The sequence below is a fragment of the Mesorhizobium sp. LNHC209A00 genome (assembly GCF_000502915.1).
Lineage (GTDB): Bacteria > Pseudomonadota > Alphaproteobacteria > Rhizobiales > Rhizobiaceae > Mesorhizobium.
Genome location: NZ_AYWT01000003.1, coordinates 243942 through 261662 on the forward strand (window position 1 = coordinate 243942; position 17721 = coordinate 261662).

The 17721-nt window shown below is 63.3% G+C and carries 11 protein-coding genes; 6 read left to right on the plus strand and 5 right to left on the minus strand.

The features are described 5' to 3' along the window. Positions 1-10: 10 nt before the first annotated feature. Positions 11-784 carry a histidinol-phosphatase gene (hisN, locus tag X739_RS157095; RefSeq protein WP_023770512.1) on the plus strand — a complete coding sequence of 258 codons (774 nt, stop codon included), beginning with the start codon at positions 11-13 and terminating at the stop codon, positions 782-784. 138 nt (positions 785-922) lie between these two features. Here hisN and X739_RS157090 read toward each other — a convergent pair whose 3' ends face one another. Continuing rightward, positions 923-1900, minus strand: coding sequence for an alpha/beta hydrolase (locus X739_RS157090; RefSeq protein ID WP_023770511.1), 978 nt, complete (start codon positions 1898-1900; stop codon positions 923-925). 476 nt (positions 1901-2376) lie between these two features. Here X739_RS157090 and X739_RS157085 point away from each other — a divergent pair, with 476 nt between their 5' ends. Further along, positions 2377-2844 (plus strand): Hsp20 family protein, encoded by a 468-nt coding sequence (locus tag X739_RS157085; RefSeq protein WP_013893124.1) that lies wholly within the window; start codon positions 2377-2379, stop codon positions 2842-2844. Between the two features lie 81 nt (positions 2845-2925). On the opposite strand, the gene X739_RS157080 is transcribed toward X739_RS157085, so the two are convergent. Beyond that, the gene (locus tag X739_RS157080; RefSeq protein ID WP_023793871.1) at positions 2926-3978 is read right to left on the minus strand and encodes a low specificity L-threonine aldolase; all 1053 of its coding nucleotides are present in this window, start codon (positions 3976-3978) and stop codon (positions 2926-2928) included. Positions 3979-4450: 472 nt separating this feature from the next. On the opposite strand from X739_RS157080, the gene gltB reads away from it, so the two are divergent. After that, the gene (gltB, locus tag X739_RS157075; RefSeq protein ID WP_023793873.1) at positions 4451-9184 is read left to right on the plus strand and encodes a glutamate synthase large subunit; all 4734 of its coding nucleotides are present in this window, start codon (positions 4451-4453) and stop codon (positions 9182-9184) included. A gap of 140 nt (positions 9185-9324) precedes the next feature. Beyond that, positions 9325-10779: a glutamate synthase subunit beta gene (locus X739_RS157070; protein WP_023781275.1), complete on the plus strand. Its 1455-nt coding sequence runs from the start codon at positions 9325-9327 to the stop codon at positions 10777-10779. On the opposite strand, the gene X739_RS157065 is transcribed toward X739_RS157070, so the two are convergent. Both X739_RS157065 and X739_RS157060 read right to left on the minus strand, forming a co-directional pair. Next, positions 10776-11966 carry a DUF459 domain-containing protein gene (locus X739_RS157065; RefSeq protein WP_084056159.1) on the minus strand — a complete coding sequence of 397 codons (1191 nt, stop codon included), beginning with the start codon at positions 11964-11966 and terminating at the stop codon, positions 10776-10778. The genes X739_RS157070 and X739_RS157065 overlap by 4 nt on opposite strands. Before the next feature lie 70 nt (positions 11967-12036). Then, positions 12037-13260: a lytic murein transglycosylase gene (locus X739_RS157060; protein WP_023770506.1), complete on the minus strand. Its 1224-nt coding sequence runs from the start codon at positions 13258-13260 to the stop codon at positions 12037-12039. Positions 13261-13462: 202 nt separating this feature from the next. Here X739_RS157060 and galU point away from each other — a divergent pair, with 202 nt between their 5' ends. Then, on the plus strand, positions 13463-14377 hold the full coding sequence (gene galU, locus X739_RS157055) for a UTP--glucose-1-phosphate uridylyltransferase GalU (protein ID WP_031240044.1): 915 nt from the start codon (positions 13463-13465) through the stop codon (positions 14375-14377). 179 nt (positions 14378-14556) lie between these two features. Here galU and X739_RS157050 read toward each other — a convergent pair whose 3' ends face one another. Further along, the gene (locus X739_RS157050; protein ID WP_031251978.1) at positions 14557-16323 is read right to left on the minus strand and encodes an outer membrane beta-barrel protein; all 1767 of its coding nucleotides are present in this window, start codon (positions 16321-16323) and stop codon (positions 14557-14559) included. Between the two features lie 249 nt (positions 16324-16572). On the opposite strand from X739_RS157050, the gene X739_RS157045 reads away from it, so the two are divergent. Beyond that, positions 16573-17574: a KpsF/GutQ family sugar-phosphate isomerase gene (locus X739_RS157045; protein WP_023793879.1), complete on the plus strand. Its 1002-nt coding sequence runs from the start codon at positions 16573-16575 to the stop codon at positions 17572-17574. Positions 17575-17721 lie beyond the last annotated feature (147 nt).

The following is a 17721-nucleotide window of genomic DNA, read 5'->3' on the forward strand; positions in this document are numbered from 1 at the left end:
GGAGAATCAGTTGGACATCAGCATCGATTTCATGCGCCGTATCGCGCAAGCGGCCGCAGCGGAGACCTTGCCGCGCTTCCGCGCCCAGGGCGCGGTCGCCAACAAGGAAAAAGGCAGCTTCGATCCGGTCACGGAGGCCGACCGCGAGGCCGAGCGCGCCATCCGGGCGCTGATATCGGCCGAGTATCCCGATCACGGCATCCTGGGCGAAGAACATGGCAGCGAGAACATTTCCAGCCGGCATGTCTGGGTGATCGATCCGATCGATGGCACGCGCGCCTTTATCTCCGGCCTGCCGGTGTGGGGGACGCTGGTCGGGCTGACGATCGATGGTGACGCGGTCGCCGGCATGATGGCGCAGCCCTTCACCGGCGAGCTGTTCTACGCCAACGCCTCTGGATCTCACTATGAGGGGCCGGGAGGGCCCCGCAAGCTGACCACCCGCAAGACGACGAAGCTGGCCGAGGCCACGTTGTTCACCACAACGCCGGCGCTGTTCAAGGGCGAAGCGCGCAATCGCTATGACGCGTTCGAGCGGCAAATCCAGCTCGCCCGCTATGGCGCCGATTGCTATGCCTTCGCCATGATCGCCTCGGGGAGCGTCGACATCGTCGCCGATCCCGGCTTGAAGCCCTACGACATCGTGGCGCTGATCCCGATCATCGAGAAGGCAGGCGGGGTCGTCACCACTTTCGATGGCGGGCCGGCGGAGAATGGCGGCGACGTGCTGGCGGCCGCGACACCGGAGCTTCATGCCGCCGCCATGGCTGCCCTGCGCGGCTGAGGTCACTTCCGGTCGGCGCGGGCTATGGAGCGCTGGAATTCCGCGGGGCGTATCCGTAGACCTGCTTGAACGCCGCCGACGTCTTTCTTCCTGACAATGGGGTTCAGCCATGCCGGCCTTGGAGGAGCCGCGGGCCTGTCAGGCTGTCGGGTCGTCCGAGCCGGGGACGAAGGCGTCGAAGGCGGCGAGGAATTGTTCGCGGTAGAGATCGGCTTCCTGCAGGATCTCGTGCTTGGCGCCGTCGATCATCAACAGCGAACCCAGCCTTAGATTTCTCGCATATGCCTCCACCGCCCTGGTCGAGACGACCTGGTCGGCGCCAGCGGCAATGATCAGCAGAGGCACCTGAATGCGGGCCATGAAGTCGGGGTCGCTAATGGCTGCCGACGCCTTCGCCGCTGCCTGCAGCCAGCGGATCGTCGGGCCGCCGAGCGCCATTTGGGGATATTCTTCATAAATGCGCGTGTTACGGCGATAGCGTTGCGGATCCGATGTCACCTTGTTGGCTTCGAAGGGCAGCGTGTGTCTCGGCCTTGGACCCCAGGCGGCATAGAGCCAGCCGAGCCCCAGGGCGCAGAAAAACGAACAGATCCGGCGCACCGTCCCTATCGAGACCGGCAGGTCGGGCAATGTCAGGAACGGCGCGATCAGCACCATGCGCCGCACGCGGTTCACCATCGACGGCGCGGCAAGCAGCGCGATCACAGCGCCGGCCGAATGGGCGAGGATATAGTACGGTCCGCGGCAGTCCGGCAGCACGATCTCTTCGAAGAACTGCTCCAGGTCAGCCGTATAGTCGCGGAACGACCTGACATAGCCACGCTGGCGATCGCGGATCAGCCTGTCGGAACCGCCCTGACCGCGCCAGTCTAGGATGGCGACACCAAAGCCGCGTGCGGCAAGGTCGCGGATGGTCTCGAAATATTTCTCGATGCACTCATTGCGGCCGCCGAGCAGCACCACGGTGCCCCGCATCGGCCGCGCCACCGCCGCGAACAGGCCATAACGTATTTTCTTGCGGTCGCGCGTGGTGAAAAAGCCGCCCTTGGCGTTTTCCGGTCGCGGATTGCCCTCGGTTTCGTGGAAGAGCGGAGTGTCGTGGAAAAGATCCGTCATTCGGCGCTTTGTGCTCGGCGTCCTTGCGCGCCAGTCGGTCGCGGCTGGCATCGTTACGGTGATAGACGCCAACACATCAAAAGCAAAGCAAATCCGGGTTATGGAGGACTGCGACGGGGAAGGCCGGAAGCGGCTTTGAGCGCGCTTCCGGCCCCTGTCGATCCGGGAGGAAGGGACGTTAACACCCGGTTCGGCCTCGTTGCGGCATCCCGGTAAATCCGGCGCCGCCAATCCTTGATCTTGAAAGCCACTTTAGCGCTGGCTGTCTGAACGGACGCCGAAGCACCGGTTCATCTGCCGTTCATCGAAGGTTGGCCGCCTCGTTCTTTGCCGTCAAACGAAACTTGAAATGCTTTCGAGCGCTCCCCAGATGTGGGTTGCGGTCGCCAATCGGGGCCGCTGGTCCTCCCGAAACGCCGCTCGCGGGTTTCGCACCGACCATACGCAAACCATGTTGCTCAACAGGAGAACACCTCATGCGTCACGTTGATTTTTCCCCGCTTTACCGTTCGACCGTCGGCTTCGACCGTCTCTTCACGATGCTGGATTCGCTTGCGCAGCCTGACGGCGCGCAGACCTATCCGCCCTATAACATCGAGCGCACCGGCGAGGATTCCTACCGGATTTCGATGGCCGTCGCTGGCTTCTCGGACGAGGAAATCTCGATCGAAGCTCACCGTAACGTGCTGACCGTGAAGGGCGAGCGCAAGGACGAGGGCACCGGCGAGGGTTCCGAACTGCTCTATCGCGGCATTGCCTCCAGGGCCTTCGAGCGCCGCTTCCAGCTTGCCGATCACGTTGAAGTCGTCGGCGCCGCGCTGAAGAACGGCCTGCTCTTCGTCGACCTCAAGCGCAACATTCCCGAAGAGCTGAAGCCGCGCAAGATCGCGATCACCTCGGCTCCGGCCAAGGCCAAGCAGATCGAGGCCAAGACGGCAGCCTGACAGCCGAATAAAAATCCAAAGTCTCCTCCCGAGACGGAAGCGGCGCCGCGAGGCGCCGCTTTTTTGTCCGAAGTTTGATTGTTATCCGGCGATCAGCTGGCCAAAGCGGTCGACTTCCTCAGTCGTCGTGGCAAAGCTGGTGACGAAGCGATAGAGCAGTTCGTCCTCGCCGATATGGCCGTCAAAACCATGCGGCCTGTGCCAGTCATAGAAGGCCGCGCCTGCCGCCTGCAGTCTGTCGGCTTCGGTTTTCTTAATCACCGCGAACACCTCATTAGCCTGCGGCAGCCAAGCGAGCTTGGCGGTGGCCGAATCCTCGATCGCCGCTGCGAGGCGCGCGGCCATGGCATTGGCATGCCTGGCGGTGTCGAGCCAAAGCCCGTCCTTGAAATAGGCTTCGAACTGCGCCGCGACGAAACGCGACTTCGAAAGCAGCTGTGCGGCACGCTTGCGCAGGAAGGCCAGTTCCTTGGCACGGTCGAGGTCGAACAGCACGATCGCCTCGGCGCACCAGCAACCGTTCTTGGTACCGCCGAAGGACAGGACATCGACCCCGCGTTTCCAGGTCATTTCGGCCGGCGTGGTGTCGAGCGCGGCCAGCGCATTGGCAAAGCGGGCGCCATCCATGTGCAGGGGCACGGAATGCTGTTTGGCGATGGCCGAGATCGCGTCAATGTCGTCCAGACCATAGACGGTGCCGACCTCGGTCGACTGGGTGATCGAGACGGCCATCGGCCGGCCCCAATGGACGACCTCACTTGCGAAACGGCCGATCGCCCTGTTCAGATCGGGCGGATCGATCTTGCCCAGGGGGCCGTCGACGCCGTGCAGCCGCGAGCCGCCGGAAAAATACTCCGGCGCGCCACATTCATCCTCGATGACATGCGATTCTCGGTGAGCGAAGGAAATGCCGCCCGGCTTGTTGAAGGTGGTCAACGACAGCGAATTGGCGGCGGTGCCGGTTGCCACGAAGAACACCGCGACCTCACGTTCAAAAATTTCACTGAAGCGCTGATAAACCGTCTCGTCGAGGGCGCTGTCACCATAGGCAGTGGCAAAGCCACCGGCCGCGGCCGACAGGCCGGCAACGATATTGGGATGGGCGCCTGCCCAATTGTCGGAAGCGAAGAACATGTATCTGCCTGTGTTGGGGAATTCAGCCGGAGTTGAACGGTTTAACGCGCCGACCGCAAGGGCCAGGCGCCGGAAAACCGTTGACGCCAGCCAACGTGGCGGCAAACGTGGACGACTTAAGCTTACGTTTTTCGGGAACTCCGCGTAATTTTATGTCGCGGATGCTCCAAGTTTTTTGTGAATCGGTCTTGTGCGCGTTTACGAATTCTGCCATAAAAATTTAGGACAGTAGTGCTGTCTTATTTTGTCGCACAAAACAGGCCGGATTGGCGTAACATATTGGCCTCTCCGGCTGTTGTCGCGAGCGACAGTTGGACGGCCGGACGCTGGCCTGTACGATACCAGATGCGAAGCATGCGAAAAGCCGCATGGTTCGAAAAGGATTTCGCAAGACGTGCCGCGAGGATCAGGGTGAGCCAAGCGCTTGCCGAGGCAAACCAGCGCCTGAAGGGCTGGAATGGAGGACAGGACAATGACGGAATTGACGCTCTCTGCGACGAACGGCCAGGCCGCGCAGACGAAAGCGGCTGCCGTCAAAAATACCTCCACCAAAAATCGCGCGACTGCCGGCGGCCTGACCGCCCAGGGTCTCTACGATCCGCGCAACGAGCATGACGCATGCGGCGTCGGCTTCATCGTCAACATGAAGGGCGTGAAGTCGCATCAGATCGTCAAGGACGGGCTTGCCGTGCTCGAGAACCTGACGCATCGCGGCGCCGTAGGCGCCGATCCGCTGGTCGGCGATGGCGCCGGCGTGCTGGTACAGCTTCCGGATCTTTTTTTCCGTGAGGAGATGGCGGCCCAAGGTATCGAACTGCCACCGGTAGGCCAGTACGGCGTCGGACACTGGTTCATGCCGCAGGATGCGGCCCTTCGTGCACATATCGAAGAGATCGTCGCCGAATCGGCGCAGTCCGAGGGGCTGCCGCTGCTCGGTTTCCGTGACGTGCCGGTCGACAATTCGTCGCTATCGAAGGCGCCCGATATCGTCGCATCCGAGCCGTTCCACCGCCAGGTCTTCATCGGCCGCACGGCCGACATCACCGACGACGAGGAATACGAGGCAAGACTTTATCTGCTGCGCAAGGTCATATCGGGCCGCATCTACGCCGAGAACGACAACAAGGACATCGGCGCCTACTGCGTGTCGCTGTCGGCGCGAACCATCGTCTACAAGGGCATGTTCCTGGCTTATCAGGTCGGGGCCTACTACAGGGACCTCAAGGACCCGCGTTTTGAGACCGCGCTGATCCTCGTCCACCAGCGCTTCTCGACCAACACCTTCCCGTCGTGGAAGCTGGCGCATCCCTACCGCATGGTCGCCCATAATGGCGAGATCAACACGGTGCGCGGCAACAACAACTGGATGGCGGCGCGCCAGGCGTCGGTCGATTCCGAACTGTTCGGCAACAACATTTCGAAGCTCTGGCCAATCTCCTATGACGGCCAGTCCGATACCGCCTGCTTCGACAATGCGCTCGAGTTTCTGTTCCAGGGCGGCTACAGCCTCAGCCACGCCATGATGATGCTGATCCCGGAAGCGTGGGCCGGCAACAAGCTCATGGATGCCGATCGCAAGGCCTTCTACGAATACCACGCCGCGTTGATGGAGCCTTGGGACGGGCCGGCGGCGGTCGCCTTCACCGACGGACGCCAGATCGGCGCTACGCTGGACCGCAACGGCTTGCGCCCGGCACGCTACATCGTCACCGATGACGACCGCGTCATCATGGCTTCCGAGGCCGGCGTGCTGCCGGTGCCGGAGGAGAAGATCGTCCAGAAGTGGCGGCTGCAGCCCGGCCGCATGCTTTTGATCGACCTTGCCAAGGGCCGCATCGTCCCCGACGAGGAAATCAAGTCGGAGATTGCGACGAAGCATCCCTACAAGACCTGGCTCGCCAACACGCAGCTGATCCTCGAAGATCTGAAGCCGGTCGAGCCGCGCGAACTGCGCAGGGACGTCAGCCTGCTCGATCGCCAGCAGGCGTTCGGCTACACCCAGGAAGACACCAAGCTATTGATGTCGCCGATGGCGACCACCGGCCAGGAAGCCGTGGGCTCGATGGGCACCGACACGCCGATCTCGGCGATGTCGGACAAGTCGAAGCTGCTCTACACCTATTTCAAGCAGAATTTCGCCCAGGTCACCAACCCGCCGATCGACCCGATCCGCGAGGAGCTGGTGATGAGCCTGGTGTCGTTCATCGGGCCGCGACCGAACATCTTCGACCTGGTCGGCAATTCGCGCCGCAAGCGGCTCGAAGTGCGCCAGCCGATCCTGACCAATGGCGATCTCGAGAAGATCCGCTCGATCGGTCATACCGAGGACCGCTTCGACACCAAGACGATCGACATCACCTACGGGTCGAGCGAGGGTGCTGCCGGCATGCAGGGGGCCATCGACCGACTGTGCGAGCGGGCGGAGGCGGCAGTCGCCGGCGGCTACAACATCATCATCCTGTCCGATCGCCAGCTCGGACCGGACCGCATCGCCATTCCGGCGTTGCTGGCGACGGCCGCCGTGCACCACCATCTGATTCGCAAGGGGCTGCGCACCGCGGTCGGCCTGGTCGTCGAATCGGGCGAGCCGCGCGAGGTGCATCATTTCTGCTGCCTTGCCGGCTACGGCGCGGAAGCGATCAATCCCTATCTCGCCTTCGACACCTTGCTCGACATGCACAAGCGCGGCGAACTGCCCGAGGAGGTCGACGCCTACGAGGTGGTGTCGCGCTACATCAAGTCGATCGGCAAGGGCATCCTCAAGGTGATGTCCAAGATGGGCATCTCGACCTATCAGTCTTATTGCGGCGCGCAGATCTTCGATGCCATCGGGCTGAAGACCGATTTCGTGCAGCAATACTTCACCGGCACCGCGACACTGATCGAAGGCGTCGGACTGGATGAGGTCGCAGGCGAAACCGTCAGCCGTCACACGGACGGCTTCGGCAGTGATCCGGTGCTGCGCAACAGCCTCGAGGTCGGCGGCGAATATCTGTTCCGCATGCGCGGCGAGGCGCATATGTGGTCGCCCGACGCGGTCGCCACATTGCAGCACGCCGTGCGCCAGGGATCGTGGGAGACGTTCAAGGACTATTCGGCGCAGATCGACAGCGAGACGGCCCGCGCCCAGACCATACGCGGCCTGTTCAAGATCAAGCTGGCGGATGAGACCGGCCGCACCAAGGTCGCACTCGACGACGTCATGCCGGCGGCCGACATCGTCAAGCGCTTCTCGACCGGGGCGATGTCGTTCGGCTCGATTTCCAGGGAAGCGCACACCACGCTGGCGCGCGCCATGAACCAGATCGGCGGCAAGTCGAACACTGGCGAGGGTGGCGAAGAGGCTGATCGCTATCTGCCGCTGCCAGGTGGCGGCAAGAACCCCGAACGTTCGGCGATCAAGCAGGTCGCATCGGGACGGTTCGGCGTGACCGCGGAATATCTCGTCAACTCCGACATGATGCAGATCAAGGTCGCGCAAGGCGCCAAGCCTGGCGAGGGCGGCCAGTTGCCCGGCCACAAGGTCGACGCAACCATCGCCAAGGTTCGGCATTCGACGCCGGGCGTCGGCCTGATCTCGCCGCCGCCGCACCACGACATCTATTCGATCGAGGATCTGGCGCAGCTGATCTACGATCTGAAGAACGTCAATCCGGCGGCCGACGTCTCGGTCAAGCTGGTGTCGGAGGTTGGTGTAGGCACTGTCGCGGCCGGCGTTGCAAAGGCGCGCGCCGACCACATCACCATCTCTGGCTATGATGGCGGCACCGGTGCGTCGCCGCTGACCTCGCTCAAGCATGCCGGCAGCCCGTGGGAAATGGGTCTTGCCGAAACGCACCAGACGCTGGTGCTGAACGGCCTGCGCTCGCGCGTGGCGCTGCAGGTCGACGGCGGCCTGCGCACCGGCCGCGACGTCATCATCGGCGCGCTGCTCGGCGCCGACGAGTTCGGCTTTTCGACCGCGCCTTTGATCGCGGCCGGTTGCATCATGATGCGCAAATGCCATCTCAACACCTGCCCGGTCGGCGTCGCGACGCAGGATCCGGTGCTGCGCAAGCGCTTCAAGGGCACGCCCGAGCACGTCATCAACTTCTTCTTCTACGTGGCGGAAGAGGTGCGGGCGCTGCTCGCCGAAATGGGCTTCATCCATATCGACCAGATCATCGGCGACGCCGACCTTCTGGAAAAGCGCGACGTGATCCAGCACTGGAAGGCGCGCGGCCTCGATTTCTCGAAGATGTTCTACAAGCCCGATGCGCCGCATGAAGCGGTGCATTGGACCGAACGGCAGAAGCATCCGATCGACGAGGTGCTCGACCGCAAGCTGATCGATCTGGCCAAGCCCGCGCTGGAGACCAAGCAGCCGGTCAAGATCGAGGTCGACATCCGCAATGTCGACCGTTCGACGGGCGCCATGCTGTCGGGCGAGGTCGCCAAGCGCTTCAAGCACAAGGGCCTGCGCGAGGACACGATCCAGGTAAAACTCACCGGCACGGCCGGCCAGTCCTTCGCCGCCTTCCTGGCACGTGGCATCTCGTTCGAACTCGTCGGAGCCGCCAATGACTATGTCGGCAAGGGCCTGTCGGGCGGGCGCATCGTCATCCGGCCACCGGAAGAGGCAAGGATCGTCGCGGCCGACTCCATCATCGTCGGCAATACGGTGCTCTATGGCGCGACCGAGGGCGAGGCCTATTTCGCCGGCGTTGCCGGCGAGCGCTTCGCGGTGCGCAATTCGGGCGTGGCCGCCGTCGTCGAGGGCGTCGGCGACCATGGCTGCGAATACATGACGGGCGGCGTCGTCGTCGTCATTGGCAAAACCGGCCGCAACTTTGCCGCCGGCATGTCGGGCGGTGTCGCCTATGTGCTGGACGAAGCAGGTGATTTCGCCGAGCGCTGCAACATGGCCATGGTCGAGTTGGAGCCAGTCCCGGAAGAAGATGATCTGATGGAAAAGCTGCTGCACCATGGCGGCGATCTCGACCACAAGGGCCGCGTCGACGTGTCCGGCGATATGACCAGTCATGACGAAGAACGGCTCTACCAGCTGATCTCGAACCACGTGCACTACACGGGTTCGGTGCGCGGCCGCGAGATACTCGACGACTGGGCGATTTTCCGGCCGAAATTCCGCAAGATCATGCCGGTCGAATACCGCCGCGCGCTGATCGAGATGGAACGCATGCGCATGGGCGTCGCGGCCGAATAGATTTGAGAATTGCCGGGGAGCCCAGGCTTCCCGGCCCCCTTCATCGACTGTTTGACCTCGGGCTCAAGGTTGCCACGGCTGCCTCAAGAGGTTAACGGGTGCGGCGAAAACCGCACCATCTGGACAGCAGGAACTGGACTATGGGCAAGGTAACAGGCTTTCTCGAAATCGACCGGCAGGTGCACAAGTACCAGCCGGCCTCCGACCGCATCCGGCATTTCCGTGAATTCACGCTGCCGATGTCGGACAAGGAGGTCGAGAAACAGGCCGCGCGCTGCATGGATTGCGGCATTCCGTTCTGCCATGGGCCAACGGGCTGCCCGATCCATAACCAGATCCCCGACTGGAACGACCTCGTCTACAACAGGGACTGGGACAACGCGATCCGCAACTTGCACTCGACCAACAATTTCCCGGAGTTCACCGGCCGCATCTGCCCCGCGCCTTGCGAGGAAGCCTGCACGCTGAACCTCGAGGACATTCCGGTCGCCATCAAGACGGTGGAGCAGGCGATCGCGGACAAGGCTTACGAGACCGGCCATATCAGGCCCTATCCGCCGGAGAAGAAGACCGGCAAGCGGGTCGCCATCATCGGCTCCGGCCCGGCCGGCATGGCGGCCGCCCAGCAGCTTGGCCGCGCCGGTCACGACGTCCACGTCTATGAGCGCGAGAGCCGCCCCGGCGGGTTGATGCGCTACGGCATTCCCGACTTTAAAATCGAGAAGCACTATATCGACCGGCGCATCGAACAGATGCAGGGCGAGGGCGTCACCTTCCATTGCGGCGTCAATGTCGGCGTCGACAAGCCCGTGGCTGAACTCCTCGCCGAATATGACGCCGTGCTCTATTGCGGCGGTTCGGAAACGCCGCGCGCTGCCGGCATTCCCGGCGACGATCTTGGCGGCGTGCATGACGCGATGCCCTATCTGGTGCAGCAGAACCGCCGCGTCGGCGGCGAGCCGATCCAGTCGGTGGCATGGCCGTCGCATCCAATCATCGCCGGTGGCCAGCATGTCGTCGTCGTCGGTGGCGGCGACACCGCGTCCGACTGCGTCGGCACCGCCTTCCGCCAGGGCGCGGTGCGCGTCACCCAGCTCGACATCCGTCCGCAGCCGCCCGAGAAGGAAGACAAGCTCTCCGTCTGGCCCTACTGGGCGACCAAGATGCGCACCTCGTCCTCGCAGGCCGAGGGCGCCGAACGCGAATTCCAGGTGGCGACGCTCGAATTCATTGGCGAGGAAGGCCAGCTTACGGGCGTGAAGTGCTGCGAGGTCGACGACAAGCGCAAGCCGATCGCCGGCACCGAATTCGTCATCCGCGCGGATCTCGCCTTTATCGCCATCGGCTTTGCCGGCCCGGCGGTGGCGGGCGTTGCGGCGGAACTCGAGGGTGAAATGAAGATCACCACCGACAGCCGCCGTTCCAGGAATGTCGAAGCCAATGACCGCGACTACAGTACGAGCGTCGACCGGCTCTACGCGGCGGGCGACGTTCGCCGCGGCCAGTCGCTGGTCGTCTGGGCGATCCGCGAAGGTCGCCAGGCGGCACGCTCGATAGACGAGGCGCTGATGGGGACGACCGTCCTGCCGCGTTAAGGGCTGATCGCCGTGGTGGTGTCGGACGCTGCCGCCGTCGCCGGACTTGCCTTGGGCGGCTGGGAAAAGTCGTCGGCGCGACCTGGGGAAGCCTCCGGCGCCTTGCCCTCGATCACCAGCCTTTCGCCAGGAAGAGCCGGATTGGCCTTCGGCGGCGGGGCGGCGCCGAGCAATTCTGTGCCGCCGTCGAGCGCGGGATCGCTGAGCAGCATGGGTTGGGTGCGATCGATGACGATAGGCGCTGCCGCCGGAGCGGGGGTCTCGACCGGTGCGCCCGCCGGCGCCGTCGTCGGTGCCACGCTTCCCGGCGCGGCCAGTCCAAGGATCTTAAGCAGCGGCTTTTCGGTATAGAAGGCGAGCTTGCGCTTGCCGGCTTTGGACACGTTGATGCCGTCATCGGCGCGCAGTCGCACCGGCTGGCCGTTCATGTCGGGGCCAGAGGTGACGAAGGCGCCGTTCTCGTCGACGAAGCCGTCCCAGACATCGACGAATTCGCCGCCGTGGCTTTCGGCCGCCTTGTGGTAGATGTCGTTGAAGGCCAGCATGTCGGAGGTCATCTTCGGCACCCGGAAGGCCGGCATGCCGACCCACAGGAAAGGCACCTTGGCGGTGGCGATTGCCTTGCCGAGCTCATCGGTGCGGCGCTCGTATTCCTTGATCCAGTTTTCGGAGCGGGGCTGTTCGCGCACGTCGCCGACCTTCATTTGCTGGCGGTCGTTCGAACCCAGCATGACGACCACCGTGGCGGGTTTTTCGGTGTCGATCAGCGATTTGATCTGTTCGGGCCAGTTGTAGAAATCATCGCGCACGAAGCCTGACGAGCCATTGCTGCGGACAACGATCCTGACGCCGGTATTCTCTGCGAAAGCTTCATCCAGCCCCTCGGCGAGGCCAGCCGCCATGAAGTCGCCGACCACCAGGACGGTGCGGGCGTCCGGCGCTTTTTCGACCACGGGCGCTGCCGGCTCCTCGGTAAGGCGAGGCGCACGAGGTTTCTTCTTCGGCTTAGGTTTCGCCTTCTGGATGTCCTGCGGCGCCTCGACCCGCTCGCCGCGGCGCGGAAACAGAAGGTCGCGCAAAGACCAGCCCCGGCTCTGCTGCGGCTGTTCTTGCGCCATGGCTGGGGCATGGACGGCTCCGGCCACGGCAATGGCGAGCACGGCGATGGCCAGGATCAGCACCAGCATGCGACGAACAAACGTCCCGACGCGCGTATGCCAAACCAATCGCTCCCTCCCTACTCAACTTCGTCAGGCTCTATTTCTGCCTGAGCCATTTCAGCACTTCCAAGCTCGGATAGCCATCCTGGGTCAAGCCAACCTTAGCCTGATAAGCCATGATGGCGGTCTTCGAGCCGTCGCCGATCTTGCCGTCGAATTTGCCGTCATAAAGGCCGTGCTGGGAAAGCCGCTTCTGCAACTCCTGCCGTTCCTCGAAGCTGAGCTTGGTAAAAGGCCGGTTCCAATCCTGGACCAGGCCGCTGCCGCCGGCGATCTCATCGGCAAGCAGACCGACGGCGAGCGCGTATTTGTCGGCATTGTTGTAGGCCTTGATGACCGAAAAATTCCTGACCATCAGGAAGGCCGGCCCGCCACGACCGTCCGGCACTTTCAGCGTCGCCTTGTCGGTGAGGTTCTTGAACGGCTTGCCGCTGGCGCGGCCCACGCCGAGCGCCTGCCATTGCGCCAGCGTCTTCGACCCGGCGGGAAGTTTGCCGGCCGGCAAGGTGACTTCGTAGCCCCAGGTCTTGCCGGCCTGCCAGCCATTCTTCTTGAGCAAATTGGCTGATGTCGCCAGCGCATCGGGGACGGAATTCCAGATGTCGCGCTTGCCATTGCCGTCCATGTCGACGGCATAATGCTGGTAGCTGGTCGGGATGAACTGGGTCTGGCCCATGGCGCCCGCCCAGGAGCCCATCAGGTGGCTCTCGTCGATATCGCCGGTTTGCAGGATCTTCAGCGCCGCGACCAGCTGGGTGCGGGCGTATTTCGACCGTTTCGCGTCGCCATACCCCAAAGTCGCCAGCGAACGGATGACGTTGCGCATGATGTCGTCGCGCTTGAGAATTTCGCCATAGTTCGATTCCATCGACCAGATGGCCAGGAGAACGTAGCGGTCGACGCCGAATCTTGCCTCGATCTTGTCGAGCCAAGGCTTCCATTTCTTCGCCATCTGCCGTCCGACGGCGACGGACTGGTCATGGACGCGGTTGTCGAAATAATCCCAGGCAGGCGCGGTGAATTCGGGCTGGGTGCGGGCCTTCTCCAGTACCACCGGATCGGGCTCGTTGATGCCCCGGAAAGCCTGGTCGTAGACGGCGCCGGAAACGCCACCCGCCACGGCGGTGGCACGGAAGCCCGCGACCCATTGCCGGAAACCGGCGTCGGCGAAGGCCGGCCCGGTGGGGACAAGCAAAGCGAGCGAAAGGCTGGCCGCCGTCATGACGCTGGCGAAACGTTTTGCGGCATTGCGAACGGACATCTTTTCCTCCTTCTCTGTCCTAGGAAAGACCATTCATCGCCGAACCGGGTTAGGAATTAGTTTACCATAGGCGTTGACTGGAACGAAAAGACACCTCGATGCTTTAACCGGTGGGAGTTTCCCTCAGCCGCCCCACTAATCTTCAATCCCGGCGCGAAAATGTCGGGGGACGGGGATTGCGGAGCTGGCCAGCAAACGGATAATTGAAAGTATGAAGAGAGTTCGCAAGGCAGTTTTCCCGGTCGCCGGTCTCGGTACGCGGTTTCTCCCGGCCACCAAGGCTGTTCCCAAGGAGATGCTGACCGTCGTCGACAGGCCAGTCATCCAGTATGTCGTCGATGAGGCGCGCGAGGCTGGCATCGAGCATTTCATCTTCGTCACGGGCCGCAACAAGGCGGTCATCGAGGACCATTTCGATATCCAGTTCGAACTCTATGACACGCTGGCACAGCGCGGCAAGGACGAGCAGCTTGCCCGGCTGCAGCGGCTGCAGCCGGCACCGGGACAGACCAGCTTCACCCGCCAGCAGGTGCCGATGGGTCTTGGCCATGCGGTCTGGTGCGCGCGCGAACTGGTCGGCGACGAGCCGTTCGCCCTGTTATTGCCCGACATGATCATGCAGTCGGAAAAGAGCTGCACGAAGGCGATGGTCGAGCTCTACGAGGAGACCGGCAACAACATCATCGCCGTGCAGGAATGCGACCCGGCGGAGGCTCATAAATACGGTATCGTCGGACGCGGCGAAGACACGCATCACGGCTTCCGCATCACCGAAATGGTCGAGAAGCCGAAGTCGGGTACCGCGCCGTCCAATCTATACATCAACGGCCGCTACATCCTGCAGCCCGAGATCTTTGGAATTCTGGAAGGCCAGGAAAAGGGCGCCGGGAACGAGATCCAGCTCACCGACGCGATGCTGAAGCTGGAGAAGCAGCAGGCCTTCTATGGCTACCATTATAAGGGCCGCACCTTTGATTGCGGCTCGCCGGAAGGTTTCGTCGAGGCCAATGTCGCTTTCGCGCTGTGGCGCAGCGACATGAACCAGAGCATGGCCGGCGTCATCCGCACGCTGCTCGACGAGATGAAGCCATCAGAACGGCGCGGGGCAGCCTTTTAGAGTATGCCGATATTCAGGTGATGCCGGCCTGCGAATGGCCGCTCGTACGATTCCCAGTTCTACTGCGTCGCAGTAGAACTGTGCTCACGTACTCAAAGTACGCTCCGCTCCGGTTCTCGGTATCAGCCATTCTCGACTCGGCCTGACCTGAACCTCGACATGCCTTGGCGCGCACGCCTTCAACGCTGCACTTTCACCCCGACGAAGATGCTGTTGGCGGTGTAGTCGCGGCCGGGCAGGTTGCTGGTCAGCTTTTCGGTCCTTACCCGGCTGGTGAGGCCCGCATAGCGGTTCAGCCACCAGGTCAGCCCGGCCTCGGCGCTCAAGATCCTGTCGTGGCCGTCAATGCCGACATAATCGCGCCAATCCAGGCCCAAGGCCGCATTCGCGGTAAGATCGGATCGGATCACGCGCTCGCCCGTCAAGCGTCCGGAGTAGAGGATGTCGCCGCTTTCGCCCGATGTGGTCGTGGTCTCGACGGTGGTCTTGCCGGTCAAGCCGATGGTGGTGCCGCGCTGCGGCGACCATTTGAGGTCGGCATTGAGAGTGGCCCCCGAAATCGCTTCCAGGCTGTTATCGTCGATCGCCTCCCTGAGCCAACCGGCCGAGAATTCGCCCGACAGCTTCTCACCCATGTCGAGTTGAAGGCCGGCGCGGGCGCCAAGACGCGTCGAGGAGCGCTCGAAGCCTTCATTGTCGATGCGCTGGTCGTAGGCCCGGCGGCCGACCTCGATCTCGGTGAAGGGCGTGAGCGCCGGGGAAATCTCGTAGCCGGTGCGCAAGGTTGCAGTGTAGAGCGTGTTGTCCTGATCTTTCTGCGACAGCGAAGTGCCGTCAGAGAGCTTGGCGTCACCGTAGAAGTCGTGCGAGACCGCCCCGGTCAACGTGTACTGCATCTTGCCGACGGCCTTTTCGACGCCGATGCTGCCGTCGATGGTCTGCCGCAGCGGCTGGGTACTGACGCCGGCGATGGCATCGGGCGAGGACGCGGATTCCGGCACGGCTTCGTAGCCGAGCTTGGCGATGGCGCGCAATTCATGGTCGAGGTCGAGATCGAGCTGGCCTTCGATGCGGCCCTGCGCATCGTGAACCGGGTAGCCCGACACGGTTTCACGGAAAATTCCGTAGCCGTCGATGGTTGCGGCGTTTTCACGCCAGTCGGAAGCGGCGGTAAAGCGCAGCGCCGTCTCGGACAGCAGCGCCGATGTGCCGGCACTGCTCGAATCGCCGTTCGTCGTCGCCGTCAGCCCCTGTTCGATGGTCGGCCGGATGATGAAGGAGCCCCATTTGACGCCGGTGGCAGCGAACGGATCGTCCTCGGGTTTCTTGTTCAGGCCCTCGATTGCAGCCGTGCGCTCGGCGCCAGCGTCGAGTTTCTGCTTGTCCACACTGTCGATGGTGAGTGCACGGCGATTGGCCGCTTCCTGATCCGCCGCGTTATCGTCGGCGTCGTCCGTCGCGGCCGTCGTGGGGGTGGTGGTTGGGTCCGTAGCCGCCGTGGTGCTCTTTTTCTTCTTCTTTTTGTCGGCGACCTTGTCCTTTGCCTTGTCGGCCGCATTCTGCCTGGCGGCCGAAGCGCGGCGTGGCGTGGGTGCGTCGGCGGAGGCGTCGTCGCTGGCCTGGGGCGGGTCGAACACGCTGGTGGCCGAGTTCGCGGCGTCCGCGTCGTCAGGCACGGCGCCGGCGCTGGCCGGCAGATAGGTTCGCGCCGGCGCATTGTCCTGCGCGGCAGCGTTGGCCGCCGCTTGCTGGGCAAGAACCAGGTTTCTCGCCTTGCGCTGCTGGTCGGACAGGATCGCCGATTCCGACACTTCTCCGCGCAGTTCCGTTTCCTGGGCATGGAGTGGCGCAGGGCGCAGCAAGGCAAGGACGCTGGTCGCCAGCAGCAAGGCGCAGATCGCCTTGCCCTGTCGCCCTCTCAATTTTTCTGGCTGGACCCCGGACATCGCCACCACTGCTTGCGCGGCGCACGCGCGCCATACTTACCGAACCGTAAATGGGGATGGTTAACGGAGGGTTGAGGCCGCGCGCGCCACTGGCTCCAAACGCGTATTTCCGCGGGCGACAATGCGGGTCCGCATCCTGCCTTCTATTTTGATCCTTGTCGTCGTCCCCGACGACCGCGCACATCCGGCCGTCATGCAGAGGCCATTTCCGTTGGACAGGCGGGCGGCAAAGCGCTAATCGCATCATCCATGCATGCGAGATCTCTCGATAAGAAGCCTCTGGACAGGCAAGCGTCGATCGAATCGGCTCTGAGAACGGTAACAACCGAACAGGCGGGGATTGCGGCCCTTGCCGAGGCGCTTGAGAACGGACTGGCGGCACCCTTTGCCCAGGCCGTCGAGATGATCTCGAAGATCGAGGGCCGGCTCATCGTCACCGGTGTCGGCAAAAGCGGCCATATCGGTTCGAAGATCGCCGCGACGCTGGCCTCGACCGGCACGCCGGCCTTCTTCGTCCATCCCGTCGAGGCCAATCATGGCGATCTCGGCATGATCGCCAGGGACGACGCCATCATCGCGATCTCGTGGTCGGGCGAGAGCAAGGAGATGATGGGCATCGTCGCCTATTCCAGGCGCTTCTCCATTCCGCTCATTGCCATCACCTCGGGCGAAACCTCGGCGCTGGCGCGCGCGGCCGACGTCGTGCTGCTTTTGCCGCGCACCCCGGAAGCCTGCCCGCATGGCCTGGCGCCGACGACGTCGACGCTGCTGCAACTGGTCATCGGCGATGCACTGGCGATCGCGCTGCTCGAGGCGCGCGGCTTCACGCCGGACCATTTCCGCACCTTCCATCCCGGCGGCCAGCTCGGCGCCAACCTGACCATGGTCTCCGAGATCATGCGTGTCGGCGAGCAGATGCCGCTGGCTTCGCTCGGCACCAAGATGCCGGAAGCGGTGATGACACTGTCGCAGAAGAAGGTCGGCTGCGTGCTGATCGTCGACGCTAAAGGCGAACTGGCCGGGATCATCACCGACGGCGATGTCGCGCGTAACCTGCACCGCAACCTGGCCGACGTCATCGTCGACGAGGTGATGACCCGCACACCCAAGACGGTCGACCCGCAGACGCTTGCAGGCACTGCGATCGCGCTGCTCAACGAGTACAATGTCGGTGCGCTGGTGGTGACCAGGAACAACATGCCGCTGGGCGTGGTGCATTTTCACGACCTGCTGCGCATCGGCGCTGCCTAAGGTATTGATCTTCAGGTGGGGCCGACCTGCGAACGAAGGCTTTCTGCGCTTCCGGCCTGCGCGGGCCGAAGCACTCATGAAGGATCGTGGTAGCGAAGGCTTCGGCCGGCGTAGCCCGGTGCTCAGGGACTCAATGTCCGCCCGCTC